The sequence below is a fragment of the Streptomyces sp. PSU-S4-23 genome, from assembly GCF_055632315.1.
Genome location: NZ_JBVMUU010000002.1, coordinates 1806500 through 1821168, shown reverse-complemented (window position 1 = coordinate 1821168; position 14669 = coordinate 1806500). Strand labels below are relative to the sequence as shown.

Genomic DNA, 14669 nt, shown 5'->3' with positions numbered 1-14669 from the left:
GTCTCCGCCGCCGCGGCGCGGCATCATGGGCCCTGTGCGACTCGAAGCGATCACCTGGGAACGGCTCGGCGACCTCCTCGCTGACCGGCTGCTCGATGTGAAGCCCGTCGACGGCAGCTCCTGGCCACGCGTCGCCTTCGACGGTGCTCCGGCCGCGCGCCCCGGTGACCTCGCCCGCCGTGTGTCCGGCGCGCTGCGGATACGCGGCCGGTCGTCGCTCGTCGTGGGCGCGGAGGGCTTTCTGCGACCCGCGTCCCTCCGCTTCGAGCACGGCCACCGGGACCCCGACTCCTACTACGACGGCTGGCTCGACACCGGAGCCCTGTGGCGCGAGGTGTTCGGCCATCTCGAACCCGGCGGCGACGGCCGCGTCCTGCCCGACCTGTGGGACCCGGCCACCGACCGTGCCACCCGCAGCCCCTACGTCCAACTCCCGCCCGGCGGAATCCTGTTGCTCCATGGTCCCCTCCTCCTGCGGCACTGGTTCCCCTTTGACCTGACCGTCCACGTACTCCTCTCGCCCGGTGCCCTCCGCCGCCGCACCCCCGAGTCCGAGCACTGGACCCTCCCCGCCTTCGTGCGCTACGAGGCGGAGACGGACCCGGGTGCCGTCGCCGACGTACTCATCCGCGCGGACGACCCGCGCCACCCGGCGTGGACGGGCTGATCGCGCGTCCCGTCCCGCATTCCGTCCCGCACCGACTTTACATGCGCATGCATGTAATTATGATGATCCCATGACGCCCTCCTCCGGTCCCTCCGGCTCTTCGGCCCTTTCCACCGCCTCGGTCTCCTTCGACGAGTCCGTCCGCGCCCTCCTCGACGCCAGGAACTTCGCCGGCGTCGCCACGCTGGGCCCGGACGGCGCCCCGCAGAACTCCGTGGTCTGGATCAAGCGCGAGGGCGACACCGTCCTCTTCTCCTCGACCGACCGCCGCCAGAAGGTGCGCAACCTGCGCCGCGACCCCCGCGTCAGCCTCTCCGTCTTCGACCTCGCCGACCCCTACACCTCGGTCGAGATCCGCGGCGTCGCCGAGATCCTGCCCGACCCGCAGAAGCGCCTCCCGCACGAGCTCTCGCACAAGTACCTGGGCATCGACCCTCCCGCGGAGAAGGACGACGAGGTCCGTGTGATCGTCCGTGTGGTCCCGCGGAAGATCGTGCGTTTCCCGGCCTGAGCGCGGGCGCCGTCGCGACCACGACGTTCCAGGTGCGTTTCACCGGGGACCCGGCGAGAATTGAGGACGCCGGGACATGCGGTGCGTCCCGTGCCGCGCCGGCCGTCCGGCACCGGGAGGTACTCCATGACCACCGCCGGAGACATCATGCATCGTGGTGCCCAGTGGATCCCCGCCCACGAGACCCTGGACCGCGCCGCCCAGCTGATGCGCGAACTCAACGTCGGTGCGCTGCCCATCAGCGACGAGAACGAACGGCTCTGCGGCATCCTCACCGACCGCGACATCGTCGTCGGCTGCGTGGCCATGGGCCACGATCCCTCACGCGTGACAGCGGGCCAGATGGCGAAGGGAACGCCGCGCTGGATCAACGCCGACGCCGATGTCAGCGAAGTGCTCCATGAGATGGAGGAGCACCAGATCCGCCGGCTTCCCGTCATCCAGAACAAGCGTCTCGTCGGCATGATCAGCGAGTCGGACCTCGCCCAGCATCTGACGGAGGACCAGCTCGCCATGTGGGTCGAGACCGTCTACGCCCGGACCCCGTCCCACTGACCGGCCCGCTCGCCGCCGCTCCTCGTCCGGCCCGACGCACCAGGCGAGGAGCGCGCCGCGGTCACAGCCAGCCGTTGCGCTTGAACCCCCGGTACAGGGCGACGCAGGCGACGGCGATCACGACCAGGACCAGCGGATAGCCGAACCTCCAGCGCAACTCCGGCATGTAGGTGAAGTTCATGCCGTACACCCCGGTGACCATGGTCGGCACCGCGATCAGTGCGGCCCAGGCCGTGATCCTCCGCATGTCCTCGTTCTGCGCGACGCTGACCTGCGCGAGATGCGCCTGCAGGATCGAGTTGAGCAGTTCGTCCGAGGCGGCTATCTGCTCGATGGCGCGCAGCAGATGGTCGGAGACGTCCCGGAAGTACGCCTGTATCTCCGGGTCGATCGCGCGGACCGGCCGGGTCGCCAGCTCCTGGATGGGACGGTCCAGCGGAGTCACGGCCCGCTTCAGCTCCAGCAGTTCACGCTTGAGCTGGTAGATGCGCCCGGGATCGGCCCGCGCGCCGTTCTCCGCGAAGACATCGGCCTCGACCTGGTCGATGTCTTCCTGCACCGCGTTCGTGACGTGCAGATATTCGTCCACCACATGGTCCGCGACCGCGTGCAGGACCGCGCCGGGGCCCTTTGCGAGCTGGTCCGGTTCGGTCTCCAGTTCCTCACGCAGCGGGCCGAGCGAACCGTGCCGTCCGTGCCGCACCGTGATGACGAAGGCAGGCCCGACGAACACCATGATCTCGCCCGTGTTCACCACCTCGCTCGTCGCGGTCAGTTCCTGGTGCTCCACGTAGCACACGGTCTTGAAGACCGCGAACAGCGTGTCCCCGTACCGCTCCAGCTTCGGGCGCTGATGGGCTTCGACCGCGTCCTCGACCGCCAGCGGATGCAGGTCGAAGAGTTCGGCCACACCCGCGAACTCCTCGACGGTCGGTTCGTGCAGCCCGAGCCAGACGAACCCGTGGTCGCTCCTGCGGACCCGCTCGACGGTCTCGAACAGATCGCCGTCGCCGGGGATGCGCACACCGTCCTTGTACGTCACGCAGTTGACCACCGCGGAGCCCAGTGGTGACCGGGCGGGGTGACTCAGATCAACGCGTGGACGACGCCGCGCCAACCGTGCCACCTTGCGGAAGCCGCCGACCTTGCTGAGGCCCCTGACCTTCCGCAGATTCCCTGCCATGGACATCTGGATCTCCCTGCGTGGATCTCCTCGCGCCGCATCCGCGCCTTCGCGAGCCAGTCTGCCAGTCCGCGCCGATTGCCGGAAAAGCCTGTGGATAAGGAACATTCCGCTTCGGCTGAGGAGTTCGGGCTCGGTGAGGCCGGTGCCGCGGTGGCGCGGTGCCAGCTCGCCGCGACCGTTCCGGGTGGCGAGTCCCGAGTCCCGAGTCCCGAGTTGCCAGTTGCGTACGCTGTGTTCCGTGTCGTGTGTTCCGTGTCGTGTGTTCGGCGTTGCGAGGTCGGCAGGCAAGGTGTCAGCGACCGTCGCGGTCGGGCTGAGCGGAAGGGGCGGTTGGCGGGTGACACAGCCCGTGCGCGCCCCGGCGGGGGCACGCACCTGCGACGCGGGCGCGGAGGCCGGCACGCCGTTCCGCGCCCCGCAGGTCTGTCATGGCCTGCCTCCCACCTTCTCCACTGCTCTCGCTCCCGCCCTGCACCCCTCCGCCGCGGCCTCTTCGGGCTCCGCCCCCGCGAGCAGCGCCGCCAGGAACGCCCCGGTGAACGCGTCGCCCGCGCCCGTCGTGTCCCGGGGGACGGCGGCGATCGCCGGGATCCGCGACCTGACCTTCCCCGACACGGCCACCAGTGCCCCCTCCGCGCCCTGCTTGACCACCACCAGCGGAACGTGGCGGCTCAACTTGGCCGCCGCGTCCGCCGGATCGGGCAGCCCGGTCAGCAGATGTGCCTCGTCCCGGCTGGGCAGCAGCACGTCGGCTCCGTCGGCGAGCGCCAGGAACCGGTCGACGCCCAACTCGGTGAGGAATCCCGCCGAAGCCGGGTCCACGCTCACCGGCACTCCGTGTGCGCGGGCGGCCTCGACGGCCACCGTCACAAGCTCCCGGCTCGGTTCGGAGAAGAAGAGGTAGCCCGACAGGTGCAGGCGTGCGACGCCGTCGAGCAGTGCGTCCGACCAGTCGCCGGGGGCCAGCCGCAGCGACGCCCCGCTGTCCGTGAGGAAGGTCCGCTCCGCCGCGGCGCCCGTGTCCACCAGGCAGATCACCGTCCCCGTGGGCGCCTCGGGGTCGATGACGAGATGTGCTCTGACGCCCGCCGCCGTCAGCTCCCGCTCGTGCCAGGCGGCCGCCTCGGACCCGACGCGTCCCAGCAGCCGCACGTCCGGGCAGCCCCGGTGGGCCGCCCAGCACGCCACGTTCGCACCCGCGCCCCCGGGCAGCGTCCGGACGACGGCGGCCGTGTCCGTGCCCGCCGCAAGCGGCCCCAGGTGGCGGGCGACGACATCCGTGACGACGTCCCCGACGACGAGCAGTGCCCCGCTCACGCCTCGGCCCAGGCCGCCGCGATCCGCGCCGCGAGCCGCACATTGCCGCGGACGGCCGCCAGATTGGCGCTCAACGACGCCCCGTCGGTGTGCCGGACCAAGTGGTCGAGCAGGAACGGCGTCACCGCCTGACCGGTGATGCCCGCTTCCCTGCAGGCGGCCAGCGCGTCGGTGAGCACGCGCGCGTGGAGTTCCGGATCGAGCTGCTCCTCCTCCGGGACGGGATTCGCGACGATGAGCGCCGACTCGGGACCGTCCAGCGCATCCTGGGCACGCATGACCTCTGCTACCTGCCCCGGCGACTCCAGCGTCCAGTCGACCGGATACCCGGAGTCGGAGAGGTAGAAGCCCGGAAAGCGCGCCGTGCGGTACCCGGCCACCGCCACGCCCAGGGTCTCCAGTCGCTGCAGCGTCGCCGGCACGTCCAGGATCGACTTCACGCCCGCGCACACCACCGTGATCCTGGTCTGTGCCAGCAGACGCAGGTCGGCGGACTCGTCCTGGCTCACCGTCCACTCCCGGTGGACCCCGCCGAGCCCGCCCGTCGCGAACACCCTTATGCCCGCGAGGGACGCCAGCAGGGCCGTCGCGGAGACGGTCGTCGCCCCGCTGGCACCCGCCGCCACCGCGAGCGGCAGGTCGCGGTGCCCCAGTTTGCGGATCCCGTCCTCGTTCGCGACGCGCTCCACCTGTTCCTTGTCCAGCCCGACATGGGCCCGTCCGTCCAGCACGGCGATCGTCGCCGGTACGGCACCCTCCTGCCGTACGGCGCCCTCCAACTCCAGGGCCACCTGGAGGTTGCGCGGACGAGGCAGTCCGTGAGCGATGATCGTCGACTCCAGAGCCACCACCGGGCGGCGCGCGGCGAGCGCCTCCCGCACCTCTTCGGACATCACCAGCACGTGCTGCCTCCTGTCTGTCGGTCCTTCCTCATCTCTGGCGGGCGACGCGTCCGGCCAAACCCTTGCGGGTCGCGGCCCACGGCATCAGCCTGGGGGCATGACGGACAACTCGCCACGTCTCGACCACGTCGTCCTCTGGGTCCGGGACCCGGTCGCAGCCGCCGGTTTCTACGAGGAGGCGGTGGGGCTGGAGCCACTCAGGGTCGCTGAATTCGCCGCGGGGAAGGTGTCGTTCCCCTCCGTACGGCTCAATGACGAGACCGTCTTCGACCTCGCCCCGTTCTCGCTGGCGGAGCGCATGACGATGGTGCCCGGGGCCGCCGAGAGCGCGGGTCATCCGGTCAACCACGTGTGCCTCTCCCTGACGGGAGATGATTTCGAGGCTCTGAGAGCCCGCCTGGAAGAGCAGGCCGTACCCGTCTCGGGCTATTCGTACGACGCCTTCGGAGCCAGGGGCGCGGCACGGCGCAGCTTCTACTTCCGGGACCCGGACGGGAACGTCTTCGAGGCACGTCACTACGAGTAGGGGCAGGGGTGCGCGTGGGGCGCCTCGGGTGTGAGGACACGCTGACGGGCGGCACGGCGCAGCCGCTCAGAACAGGGGCTCCGGCAGCACCCCTTCCAACGCGAGCAGCTTCCGCTTGGTCTCCAGCCCGCCGCCGAACCCGCCTATGCCGCCGTCGCTCTCGACCACGCGGTGGCACGGCACGACCACCGGCAGCGGGTTCGAGCCCATCGCCACCCCCACGGCCTGGGCCGCGCCGGGCTGACCGACCCGCCCGGCCAGGTCGCCGTACCCCACCACCGTCCCGAACGGCACGCCCGACGCCAGCTCGCGCAGCACCTGGCGGTTGAACCCGCTGATCAGCGACCAGTCGAGGGGCAGCTCGAAGTCGTGGCGCTCACCCGCGAAGTATGCCGCCACCTGGCGTATCGCCTCGGCCAGGAGCGGGGAGTCCGGATCCTCCACCGGCCGGGCGCCGAGCCGGGACGCGAGCCTCTCCAGCGCCTTGTCGCGCACGGTGTCCGTCGCGTGGAACACCACGTTCACCAGGCCGTCCCGCGTCGCGGCCAGCAGCAGCGGACCGATGCCGGTGGCGACGACGGTCCACACCACCTGCTGCTCGTTCTGCCCATGACTGTCCATGCGCCCACCGTACGGCGAGCCACTGACAACGCAGCGGGCCACCGGCAACACAGCGGGGCGCGGACCGGCTGCGGACCGGTGCAGACCGGCCGCGGACCGGGCGGCGGTCCCCGCACCGGCCTCCGCGCACCCGCCCCTCCGCGCGCTCCGTCCCCGTCCGCTCAGGAGCCGCTCAGCGCTCGCCGGACCACGTCGGGCGTGTTCGTGATGATGCCGTCCACACCGAGGCCGGCCAGGCGGCGGGCGTCGTCCGCGCGGTCGACGGTCCAGGCGAAGACCTTCATCGGCTTGGCGTGCGGTCCCCGGATCGTGTGGATCGCGGAGACATAGCCGGCGGAGAGAGGCGCCTGGGCCGAATTGATCTGGTCGGCGAACCGCGCGTACGACGGCAGCTCCGCCACCCGCGGCGTGCCCAGGTAGGCGGTCCTGATCCCGGGCCTCAGCCCGTGTACGGTCCGCACGCTGTCCGCGCTGAAACTCTGGACGATCAACCGGTTCCCGAGGTGGCCGCGGTCGAGCCAGCCCTCCCTGCCCAGCAGCCCGAGGATCTGGCGCTCGATCCCCGGATACAGCTGCGGGTTCTTGATCTCCAGAACCAGCTTCTGATGGTTGCGTGACACGCGCTCCATGTACTGCGTCAGCGTCGGCACGTGCGCGCCCGCGTACCGGGAGCCGAACCAGCTGCCCGCGTCCAGGCGGCCGATCTCCCCGGCGGTGAAGTCCTTCACCCTCCAGGGCGCTCGGCCCGGGAACACCTGCTCGACGTTGGTCGTGCGGGCCAGCGTGGCGTCGTGGATGACGACCAGCCGCCCGTCCTTGGTGCGTTGCACGTCGTTCTCGACCCAGCCGAAGCCGAGCGCGGCCGCTCGGTCGACGGCGGCCAGGGTGTTCTCGGGAGCGTATGCGGACGCCCCGCGATGGCAGACGACGGCCAGGCGGTCACGGGCGGTCGCACCGGCCTGCGCCGCGGGCAGTATGACGACGCCGACTCCGAAGAGGGCGACGGTCGTGGCGGCGGCAACGCGCGCGTGCATGCTTCTCCTCGCCGGGGTCGATTACAGAAAGCGTCATCGTGACAGCAGAGAGTAAAAATAGCGTGTGCGGGAAGGCCACAGATTGGCGGGAGTTGCCCGAAGCCGCTCACAGCCACGGCACAAGTGCGGCAGCGCCGTGATTCTTTGCCGGATAATCGTTCGACCGTTCCGGTGGGGGCCATACGCTCTGCTGCAACCCTGACCGTCGTCACGGTCCTGGGGACGGGGATATTTCCGGAGTTCAGGGACGTTTCAGGGTGGGAAGGGCAGCCGCGTATGCAGGGCACCGTGGACGGCTTCAGCTACGGCCTGGTCACACCGGTGGTGGCGTACCTCATGGCCTGCCTCGGCGGTGCGCTCGGTCTGCGCTGCACCACGAGATCGATGCTGGCTGTCCACTCGTGGCGGGCCGTCTGGCTCGCTCTGGGATCCGCCGCGATCGGGTCCGGCATATGGACCATGCACTTCATCGCGATGATGGGGTTCACCGTCAAGGAGACCCCCATCCACTACGACAAGACGATCACCTTCGCGAGCCTTGCCCTCGGCATCGTCATGGTCGGCCTCGGAGTCTTCATCGTGGGCTATCGGGGAGCGAGCGGGGTGGCCCTCTTCACCGGAGGCACCATCACCGGCCTGGGCGTCGCCACGATGCACTACCTGGGCATGGCCGGGATGCGCCTCAACGGGGTGCTCCGGTACAACACCCTCACCGTCGCCGCCTCCGTCGTCATAGCGGTCGTCGCCGCGACCGCGGCCTTCTGGGTGGCCGGACGGGTCCGGGGGCTCCTGTGGAGCGTCGGCGCGAGCCTCGTCCTGGGATTCGGGGTCACCGGCATGCACTACACGGGCATGGCGGCCCTCAGCGTCCATCTGCACGGGACGGGCGACCCGGCCGGTGATTCGCCCGCGGCCCTGCTCGCCCCGATGATGATCGGTCCGCTCGTCTTCCTGTGCCTGGCCGGCGCCGTCGTGCTGTTCGACCCGTTGATGGTCATGGGCAGATCCGGCCGGATCCCGGCGGAGCGCAAGCCGGGGGTTCCGGCCCATCCCGAGGCCGCCCGCGCCGACCGGAGTCCGCTGCCCCGCGCCGGCCAGCGGGGCTCCCGCAGCCCGCAGAGCCGGTGACCCGGCCCCGTTGTCAGTGCGGGGTCGTACGGTGGATGGCATGCGGCCCGTTTCACAGATCGAACGCACGGTGGCGCCCTTCGAGGTCGTCAGCCCCTACCAGCCCAGCGGTGACCAGCCCACGGCCATCGCCGAGCTGGAGAAGCGCATCCGCGCAGGTGAGAAGGACGTCGTCCTGCTGGGCGCGACCGGCACCGGCAAGTCCGCCACCACCGCGTGGATGATCGAGAGGCTCCAGCGCCCCACACTGGTGATGGCGCCGAACAAGACGCTGGCCGCCCAGCTGGCCAACGAGTTCCGAGAGCTCCTGCCGAACAACGCGGTCGAGTACTTCGTCTCGTACTACGACTACTACCAGCCGGAGGCGTACGTCCCGCAGTCGGACACGTACATCGAGAAGGACTCCTCGATCAACGAGGAGGTGGAGCGCCTGCGGCACTCCGCAACCAACTCGCTGCTGACCCGCCGCGACGTCGTCGTGGTCGCCTCGGTCTCCTGCATCTACGGTCTCGGTACGCCGCAGGAGTACGTGGACCGCATGGTCAGCCTCACGGTCGGCGACGAGATCGACCGCGACCAGCTGCTGCGGCGCTTCGTCGACATCCAGTACACGCGCAACGACGTGGCGTTCACACGCGGCACCTTCCGGGTGCGCGGCGACACCATCGAGATCTTCCCGGTCTACGAGGAGCTGGCCGTCCGGATCGAGATGTTCGGCGACGAGATCGAGGCCCTGTCCACCCTCCACCCGCTCACCGGCGAGGTCATCAGCGACGACCGGCAGCTGTACGTCTTCCCGGCCTCCCACTACATCGCGGGACCCGAGCGCATGGAGCGCGCCATCAACGGCATCGAGAAGGAGCTCGAGGAGCGCCTGGCCGAGCTGGAGAAGCAGGGCAAGCTCCTGGAGGCGCAGCGGCTGCGCATGCGCACGACGTACGACATCGAGATGCTCCGTCAGATCGGGAGCTGCTCCGGCGTGGAGAACTACTCGATGCACTTCGACGCGCGTGAGCCCGGTTCCCCGCCCAACACGCTGCTGGACTACTTCCCGGACGACTTCCTGCTCGTCATCGACGAGTCGCACAACACCGTCCCGCAGATCGGTGCCATGTACGAGGGTGACGCCTCCCGCAAGCGCACCCTCGTCGAGCACGGCTTCCGGCTCCCGTCCGCCCTGGACAACCGGCCCCTGAAGTGGGAGGAGTTCCAGGAGCGCATCGGACAGACCGTGTACCTGTCGGCGACCCCCGGCAAGTACGAGCTCTCGCGCGCGGACGGATTCGTCGAGCAGATCATCCGTCCCACCGGTCTCGTCGACCCCGAGGTCGTGGTCAAGCCCACCGAGGGCCAGATCGACGACCTGGTGCACGAGATCCGCAAGCGCACCGAGAAGGACGAGCGCGTCCTGGTCACCACGCTCACCAAGAAGATGGCCGAGGACCTCACCGACTACTTCCTCGAACTGGGCATCCAGGTGCGGTATCTGCACAGCGACGTGGACACCCTGCGCCGTGTCGAGCTGCTGCGCGAGCTGCGGTCGGGTGAGTTCGACGTGCTGGTCGGCATCAACCTCCTCCGGGAGGGCCTCGACCTGCCCGAGGTCTCCCTGGTGGCGATCCTCGATGCCGACAAGGAAGGCTTCCTGCGCTCGGGGACCTCGCTCATCCAGACCATCGGCCGGGCCGCACGCAACGTCTCCGGCCAGGTCCACATGTACGCCGACAAGATCACCCCGGCGATGGAGAAGGCCATCGAGGAGACGAACCGCCGCCGGGAGAAGCAGATCGCGTACAACACGGCGCACGGCATCGATCCGCAGCCGCTGCGCAAGAAGATCAACGACATCGTGGCGCAGATCGCCCGTGAGGACGTCGACACGGAGCAGCTGCTCGGCTCGGGCTACCGCAAGGGGAGGGACGGCCGGGGCACCAGGAGCCCCGTCCCCTCGCTCGGTGGCCAGGCGGCGAAGGGCGCCAAGCCCGCCAAGTCCGCCAAGGGCAAGGCCAAGCAGACGGTGCCCACCGACCGCCCCGCGGCCGAACTCGCCGAGCAGATCGAGGAACTGACCGAGCGGATGCGGGCTGCCGCTGCCGACCTCCAGTTCGAGATCGCGGCCCGGCTGCGCGACGAGGTCTCCGAGATGAAGAAGGAACTGCGACAGATGAGGGAAGCGGGCCTGGCCTGACATCGCCCCGTCCGTGACGGACCCCGGTGGACCCGCAGTGTGTTGCAAGACCGACACAAAGCACGGCCCGGGGTTCGGCACTGTCAGTGGCGAACCGTAGGGTTCTGGCATCCGCGGAGTCCGCGGCCAACAGGGGACAGCTCGAGAGAGGACCAGCGCGTGACCGTCAACTTGACCAAGGGTCAGGCCATCAGTCTGCAGAAGAACGACGGGGGCACGCTGAATGCGGTGCGCATGGGGCTCGGCTGGCAGGCCGCTCCCCGGCGTGGGCTGTTCGGCTCCCGCACCCGGGAGATCGACCTCGACGCGTCCGCCGTGCTGTTCGCGGACAAGCAGCCGGTGGACGTGGTGTTCTTCCGCCACCTCGTCAGCGACGACGGCTCCGTGCGGCACACCGGTGACAACCTCGTCGGCGGTGCGGGCCAGGGCGGCGACGACGAGGCGATCCTCGTCGACCTGCAGCGCGTCCCGGTCCACATCGACCAGATCGTCTTCACGGTGAACTCTTTCACGGGCCAGACCTTCCAGGAGGTGCAGAACGCCTTCTGCCGCCTCGTCGACGAGACCAACGGCCAGGAGCTGGCCCGCTACACGCTGGCGGGCGGCGGCGCGTACACGGCGCAGATCATGGCGAAGGTGCACCGCGCGGGCGCGGGCTGGACGATGACAGCCCTCGGCACTCCGGCCAACGGCCGTACCTTCCAGGACCTGATGCCGGCGATCCTGCCGCACCTGTAGGCGGCCGTACACCGGGGTAGACGAAGCGACGTAGGGGGACGAGGCGATGACGGCCGAGCTGGTCCGGGGGCAGAACCATCCGCTGCCCCAGGTCCGACTTGAAGTACGGGTGTCGGCCGGCAAGCCGATCGTGGCCGCGGCCACGCTCAGTGACGCGCACGGCAAGGTGCGCGGCGTCGATTGGGTGGCCCACCCGGGCGCCTCCACGCTGCCCGGCCTCGAAGTCTCCAAGCAGGCGGCGGCCGACCATCGCCTCGCCTTCGACCTGGACGCCCTTCCGGAGAGCGTGCACTGCGTGACCGTGCTGCTCGCGCTGCCGACGGGGATCGGCGGCCCGGTGCGGTTCGGAGCCCTCGCCGCCCCCTTCGTCGCGGTCACCGGCCTCGACGGCTCCGAGGTCGCGAGTTACACCATCACGGGCCTGGACGCCGAGTCCGCCGTGATCGCGCTGGAGCTCTACCGCCGCCAGGGCGCGTGGAAGGTCCGCGCGGTCGGCCAGGGGTACGCGGGCGGGCTCGCCGCGCTGCTGACCGACCAGGGCCTTCCCGAGGCCCGGCAACTCGCGGGCAGCATCAACGAGGCGGTGTCCCAGGGCCTGGCACGCTCGGTGGCACCACCTCCGCCGCGCCTGCCGGAGGGCGACCGCACACGTCAGGCGGCGGCCCCGGCGTCACCTCCCGGCGGTTCCGGTGCCGTACCCCCGCAGCAGGGCACGCCCGCCGTGCCGCAGCAGGGATCCCCCTACGACGTCACAGGTTCTCCGGGCCCCGTCCCGCAGCCCGCTTCCGGCGGACCGGTCAACTACACCCACCCCGGTCGGCAGACCACGGCGCCGCCACCGCCCCCGCCCGTCGCGCCGCCGGCCCCGCCCGGGCAGCCCGCCCAGCCCGTGGCGGGCGACGCGACGGGCTGGTCCATGGAGGAGCGGCTGTACAACCAGGTGTGGGGCATGTTCGAGGACCTGGCGCGCACGGCGGCTGCGTACCGCAGCGCCGTCGACTTCGCCGACTCGCGCATGGAGCAGGAGCTGGACCGGGTTCTGTCCGACCCGCGCAGCCGCATCGGCGGGCAGGGCGACGCCGCACGCGAGGCGGCCCAGGCGAAGCACACCGACCTCGTCAACCAGGCCCGGGCCGCCCTCGACCGCGATCTCACCCAGCTCATCGCCGAGTCCGACGTCGTCGAGCCCGCGCTGCCTCCGGCGTTCGCGGGCTGGGACAACCCGGTCTGGCACGGCTACCGGGTGCCGATGGAGATCCCCATGGCGGTGCGCCTCGGCGATCTCCACCTGCCCGAGAGCGAGAGCCTGCGTATCCCCATGCTGGTCCGGCTGCCGCTGGAGCGCGGGCTGTGGATCGACAGCGGCCGCTCCGGCTCCCTCGACCCGGTCGCCGACTCCGGTGACCTGCGCCGGCTCGCGATGGAGACGGCGGTGACACACGCTGCACGGCTGCTCGCCGTCTACCCGCCCGGCGAGTTCACGGTGCACGTCATCGACCCGGCGGGATCGGGCACCTCGGCGCTCGCGCCGCTCGTGCAGGCCGGTGTGCTCGCGGGACCGCCCGCCGCCGGTGCGGCGGCCGTGGCGGATGTGCTGACCCGGCTTGCCCAGCGGGTCGATCTGGTGCAGATGGCGGTGCGCGGCGGTGCGTCAGACTCGCTGCCGCCCGACCTCGACACGGCCGAGCACCTGCTGATCGTCAACGACTTCCCGCACGGCTTCGACGACCGGGCGGTGACCCAGCTGCGCTATCTCGCGGACGAGGGGCCGGCAGTCGGTGTCCATCTGATGATGGTCGCCGACCGGGAGGACGCGTCCGCCTACGGGCCGCTGCTCGACCCGCTCTGGCGCTCACTGCTGCGGCTCACCCCCGTGCCCGACGACCATCTCGCGGACCCCTGGGTCGGCCACGCCTGGACGTTTGAGCCGCCGCGCGTCCCGCGGGGGAGCCAGGTGCTGCAGCATGTGCTGACTCAGGTGGCCGAGGCCCGCCGCTCCTGGAACCGCTGACACCATCCCTTCTTTCAAGGAAAGGCAAAGAGGATCCGACCTGCCGATTTGGGTCTTTCTTTACCTACTTCTTTACCTTTCCTTGGTGTTCGGGTAGTCTCTTCCACACGGAGGGGAGTACTCCCGCCTGCGGCGTACCCGTCAATACGGATCAGAACGGATCCCGGGGCGCCGGCCCGCGGACGCGGCGCATGACGCGCCGGTGACGGCGGGTGGAAGAGACCTCCGGTAGCGACGCTGACATGCCATGACTGACGTACTGCCGGAGGCGCAATGGATGTTTCGATGACCCTGTGGGTCCTCACGGTGGTGGGCCTCGCCGCCCTGATCGCGGTCGACTTCTTCATCGGCCGCAAGCCGCATGACGTCTCGATCAAGGAAGCCGGTATCTGGACGATCGTCTGGATCGTCCTGGCCGCACTGTTCGGACTGGGCCTGCTCGTCCTCGGCGGCGGGCAGCCCGCCGGAGAGTTCTTCGCCGGTTTCATCACCGAGAAGTCGCTGAGCGTCGACAACCTCTTCGTCTTCGTCCTGATCATGGCGAAGTTCGCGGTGCCCTCGCGGTTCCAGCAGCGTGTACTCCTCGTGGGTGTACTCATAGCCCTGGTCCTGCGGGCCGTGTTCATCGCCGCGGGCGCCGCGATCATCGCGAGCTTCTCGTGGGTCTTCTACCTTTTCGGCGCGTTCCTGATCTGGACCGCGTGGAAGCTCGTCCAGGAGGCCAAGGGCGGCGAGGAGAACGAGGAGTACGAGGAGAACAAGTTCCTGAAGGCCGCCGAGCGGCGCTTCGGGGTCGCCGACCGGTACCACGGCACCAAGCTGTGGATACGGCACAACGGCAAGCGCGTCATGACGCCGATGCTGGTCGTGATGCTGGCGATCGGCACCACCGACGTCCTCTTCGCCCTCGACTCCATCCCCGCGATCTTCGGTCTCACCCAGGACCCGTACATCGTCTTCACGGCCAACGCGTTCGCCCTCATGGGCCTGAGGCAGCTGTACTTCCTCATCGGCGGTCTGCTCCGGAGGCTGGTCCATCTCTCGTACGGTCTGTCGGTCATCCTCGGCTTCATCGGCATCAAGCTGGTACTGCACGCGCTGCACGAATCCGGGGCCCCCGTTCCCGAGATCTCCATCCCGGTCTCCCTCGGCGTGATATGCACCGTCCTGACCGTCACGACGATCACCAGCCTGATCGCCTCCAGGAAGCAGACGGCCGAAGAGACGCCGGAGGAGACGAAGGCCCGGGAGAGCATCGACGCATGACGGTGCCGGAGTCGGGCCG

Annotated in this window: 14 protein-coding genes; 9 read left to right on the top strand and 5 right to left on the bottom strand. The window is 70.0% G+C overall.

Annotation, left to right across the window (positions count from 1 at the left end; genetic code table 11):
• Positions 1-25 precede the first annotated feature (25 nt).
• The 3 genes from ACZ79I_RS09110 to ACZ79I_RS09100 all read left to right on the top strand — a co-directional run bounded on the left by ACZ79I_RS09110 (position 26) and on the right by ACZ79I_RS09100 (position 1733).
• Positions 26-667 carry a nucleoside/nucleotide kinase family protein gene (locus ACZ79I_RS09110; protein ID WP_471495865.1) on the top strand — a complete coding sequence of 214 codons (642 nt, stop codon included), beginning with the start codon at positions 26-28 and terminating at the stop codon, positions 665-667.
• Between the two features lie 70 nt (positions 668-737).
• Positions 738-1178: a PPOX class F420-dependent oxidoreductase gene (locus ACZ79I_RS09105; protein WP_471495864.1), complete on the top strand. Its 441-nt coding sequence runs from the start codon at positions 738-740 to the stop codon at positions 1176-1178.
• A gap of 126 nt (positions 1179-1304) precedes the next feature.
• Entirely contained in the window at positions 1305-1733 is a 429-nt protein-coding gene (locus tag ACZ79I_RS09100; RefSeq protein WP_381083407.1) for a CBS domain-containing protein, read from the top strand.
• A gap of 61 nt (positions 1734-1794) precedes the next feature.
• Here ACZ79I_RS09100 and corA read toward each other — a convergent pair whose 3' ends face one another.
• The 3 genes from corA to ACZ79I_RS09085 form a co-directional block, all read right to left on the bottom strand.
• Complete coding sequence (gene corA, locus ACZ79I_RS09095; RefSeq protein WP_471495862.1) at positions 1795-2922, bottom strand: magnesium/cobalt transporter CorA; 1128 nt, start codon at positions 2920-2922, stop codon at positions 1795-1797.
• Positions 2923-3345: 423 nt separating this feature from the next.
• Positions 3346-4236: a carbohydrate kinase family protein gene (locus ACZ79I_RS09090; protein WP_471495860.1), complete on the bottom strand. Its 891-nt coding sequence runs from the start codon at positions 4234-4236 to the stop codon at positions 3346-3348.
• A complete protein-coding gene (locus tag ACZ79I_RS09085) occupies positions 4233-5129 on the bottom strand; it encodes a pseudouridine-5'-phosphate glycosidase (RefSeq protein ID WP_471504837.1) in 897 nt (298 codons plus the stop codon). Before ACZ79I_RS09085 ends, ACZ79I_RS09090 begins: the two co-directional genes overlap by 4 nt.
• Before the next feature lie 106 nt (positions 5130-5235).
• Between ACZ79I_RS09085 and ACZ79I_RS09080 the strand changes: the two genes are divergently transcribed.
• Positions 5236-5664, top strand: a complete 429-nt coding sequence (locus tag ACZ79I_RS09080; protein ID WP_471495858.1) for a VOC family protein — start codon at positions 5236-5238, stop codon at positions 5662-5664.
• Positions 5665-5730: 66 nt separating this feature from the next.
• On the opposite strand, the gene ACZ79I_RS09075 is transcribed toward ACZ79I_RS09080, so the two are convergent.
• Both ACZ79I_RS09075 and ACZ79I_RS09070 read right to left on the bottom strand, forming a co-directional pair.
• The gene (locus tag ACZ79I_RS09075) at positions 5731-6285 is read right to left on the bottom strand and encodes a methylated-DNA--[protein]-cysteine S-methyltransferase (RefSeq protein ID WP_471495856.1); all 555 of its coding nucleotides are present in this window, start codon (positions 6283-6285) and stop codon (positions 5731-5733) included.
• 161 nt (positions 6286-6446) lie between these two features.
• Positions 6447-7319: a glycerophosphodiester phosphodiesterase gene (locus ACZ79I_RS09070; protein WP_471495854.1), complete on the bottom strand. Its 873-nt coding sequence runs from the start codon at positions 7317-7319 to the stop codon at positions 6447-6449.
• 276 nt (positions 7320-7595) lie between these two features.
• Here ACZ79I_RS09070 and ACZ79I_RS09065 point away from each other — a divergent pair, with 276 nt between their 5' ends.
• From ACZ79I_RS09065 to ACZ79I_RS09045, 5 genes are all read left to right on the top strand, one after another.
• Complete coding sequence (locus ACZ79I_RS09065) at positions 7596-8447, top strand: MHYT domain-containing protein (RefSeq protein ID WP_471495852.1); 852 nt, start codon at positions 7596-7598, stop codon at positions 8445-8447.
• A gap of 40 nt (positions 8448-8487) precedes the next feature.
• On the top strand, positions 8488-10635 hold the full coding sequence (gene uvrB, locus ACZ79I_RS09060) for an excinuclease ABC subunit UvrB (protein WP_471495850.1): 2148 nt from the start codon (positions 8488-8490) through the stop codon (positions 10633-10635).
• 159 nt (positions 10636-10794) lie between these two features.
• The gene (locus ACZ79I_RS09055) at positions 10795-11373 is read left to right on the top strand and encodes a TerD family protein (protein ID WP_381083390.1); all 579 of its coding nucleotides are present in this window, start codon (positions 10795-10797) and stop codon (positions 11371-11373) included.
• A 46-nt stretch (positions 11374-11419) separates the two neighbouring features.
• Positions 11420-13384, top strand: a complete 1965-nt coding sequence (locus tag ACZ79I_RS09050; RefSeq protein WP_471495848.1) for a TerD family protein — start codon at positions 11420-11422, stop codon at positions 13382-13384.
• Positions 13385-13657: 273 nt separating this feature from the next.
• A complete protein-coding gene (locus ACZ79I_RS09045; RefSeq protein WP_471495846.1) occupies positions 13658-14650 on the top strand; it encodes a TerC/Alx family metal homeostasis membrane protein in 993 nt (330 codons plus the stop codon).
• The last annotated feature ends 19 nt before the right edge of the window (positions 14651-14669 follow it).

Coding starts and splice junctions, on each gene's coding strand:
- ACZ79I_RS09100 (WP_381083407.1), top strand. CDS start 1,305: ATGACCACCGCCGGAGACATCATGCATCGTGGTGCCCAGTGGATCCCC.
- ACZ79I_RS09080 (WP_471495858.1), top strand. CDS start 5,236: ATGACGGACAACTCGCCACGTCTCGACCACGTCGTCCTCTGGGTCCGG.
- ACZ79I_RS09075 (WP_471495856.1), bottom strand. CDS start 6,285: ATGGACAGTCATGGGCAGAACGAGCAGCAGGTGGTGTGGACCGTCGTC.
- ACZ79I_RS09045 (WP_471495846.1), top strand. CDS start 13,658: ATGGATGTTTCGATGACCCTGTGGGTCCTCACGGTGGTGGGCCTCGCC.
- ACZ79I_RS09110 (WP_471495865.1), top strand. CDS start 26: ATGGGCCCTGTGCGACTCGAAGCGATCACCTGGGAACGGCTCGGCGAC.
- ACZ79I_RS09050 (WP_471495848.1), top strand. CDS start 11,420: ATGACGGCCGAGCTGGTCCGGGGGCAGAACCATCCGCTGCCCCAGGTC.
- uvrB (WP_471495850.1), top strand. CDS start 8,488: ATGCGGCCCGTTTCACAGATCGAACGCACGGTGGCGCCCTTCGAGGTC.
- corA (WP_471495862.1), bottom strand. CDS start 2,922: ATGTCCATGGCAGGGAATCTGCGGAAGGTCAGGGGCCTCAGCAAGGTC.
- ACZ79I_RS09085 (WP_471504837.1), bottom strand. CDS start 5,129: ATGTCCGAAGAGGTGCGGGAGGCGCTCGCCGCGCGCCGCCCGGTGGTG.
- ACZ79I_RS09065 (WP_471495852.1), top strand. CDS start 7,596: ATGCAGGGCACCGTGGACGGCTTCAGCTACGGCCTGGTCACACCGGTG.
- ACZ79I_RS09105 (WP_471495864.1), top strand. CDS start 738: ATGACGCCCTCCTCCGGTCCCTCCGGCTCTTCGGCCCTTTCCACCGCC.
- ACZ79I_RS09070 (WP_471495854.1), bottom strand. CDS start 7,319: ATGCACGCGCGCGTTGCCGCCGCCACGACCGTCGCCCTCTTCGGAGTC.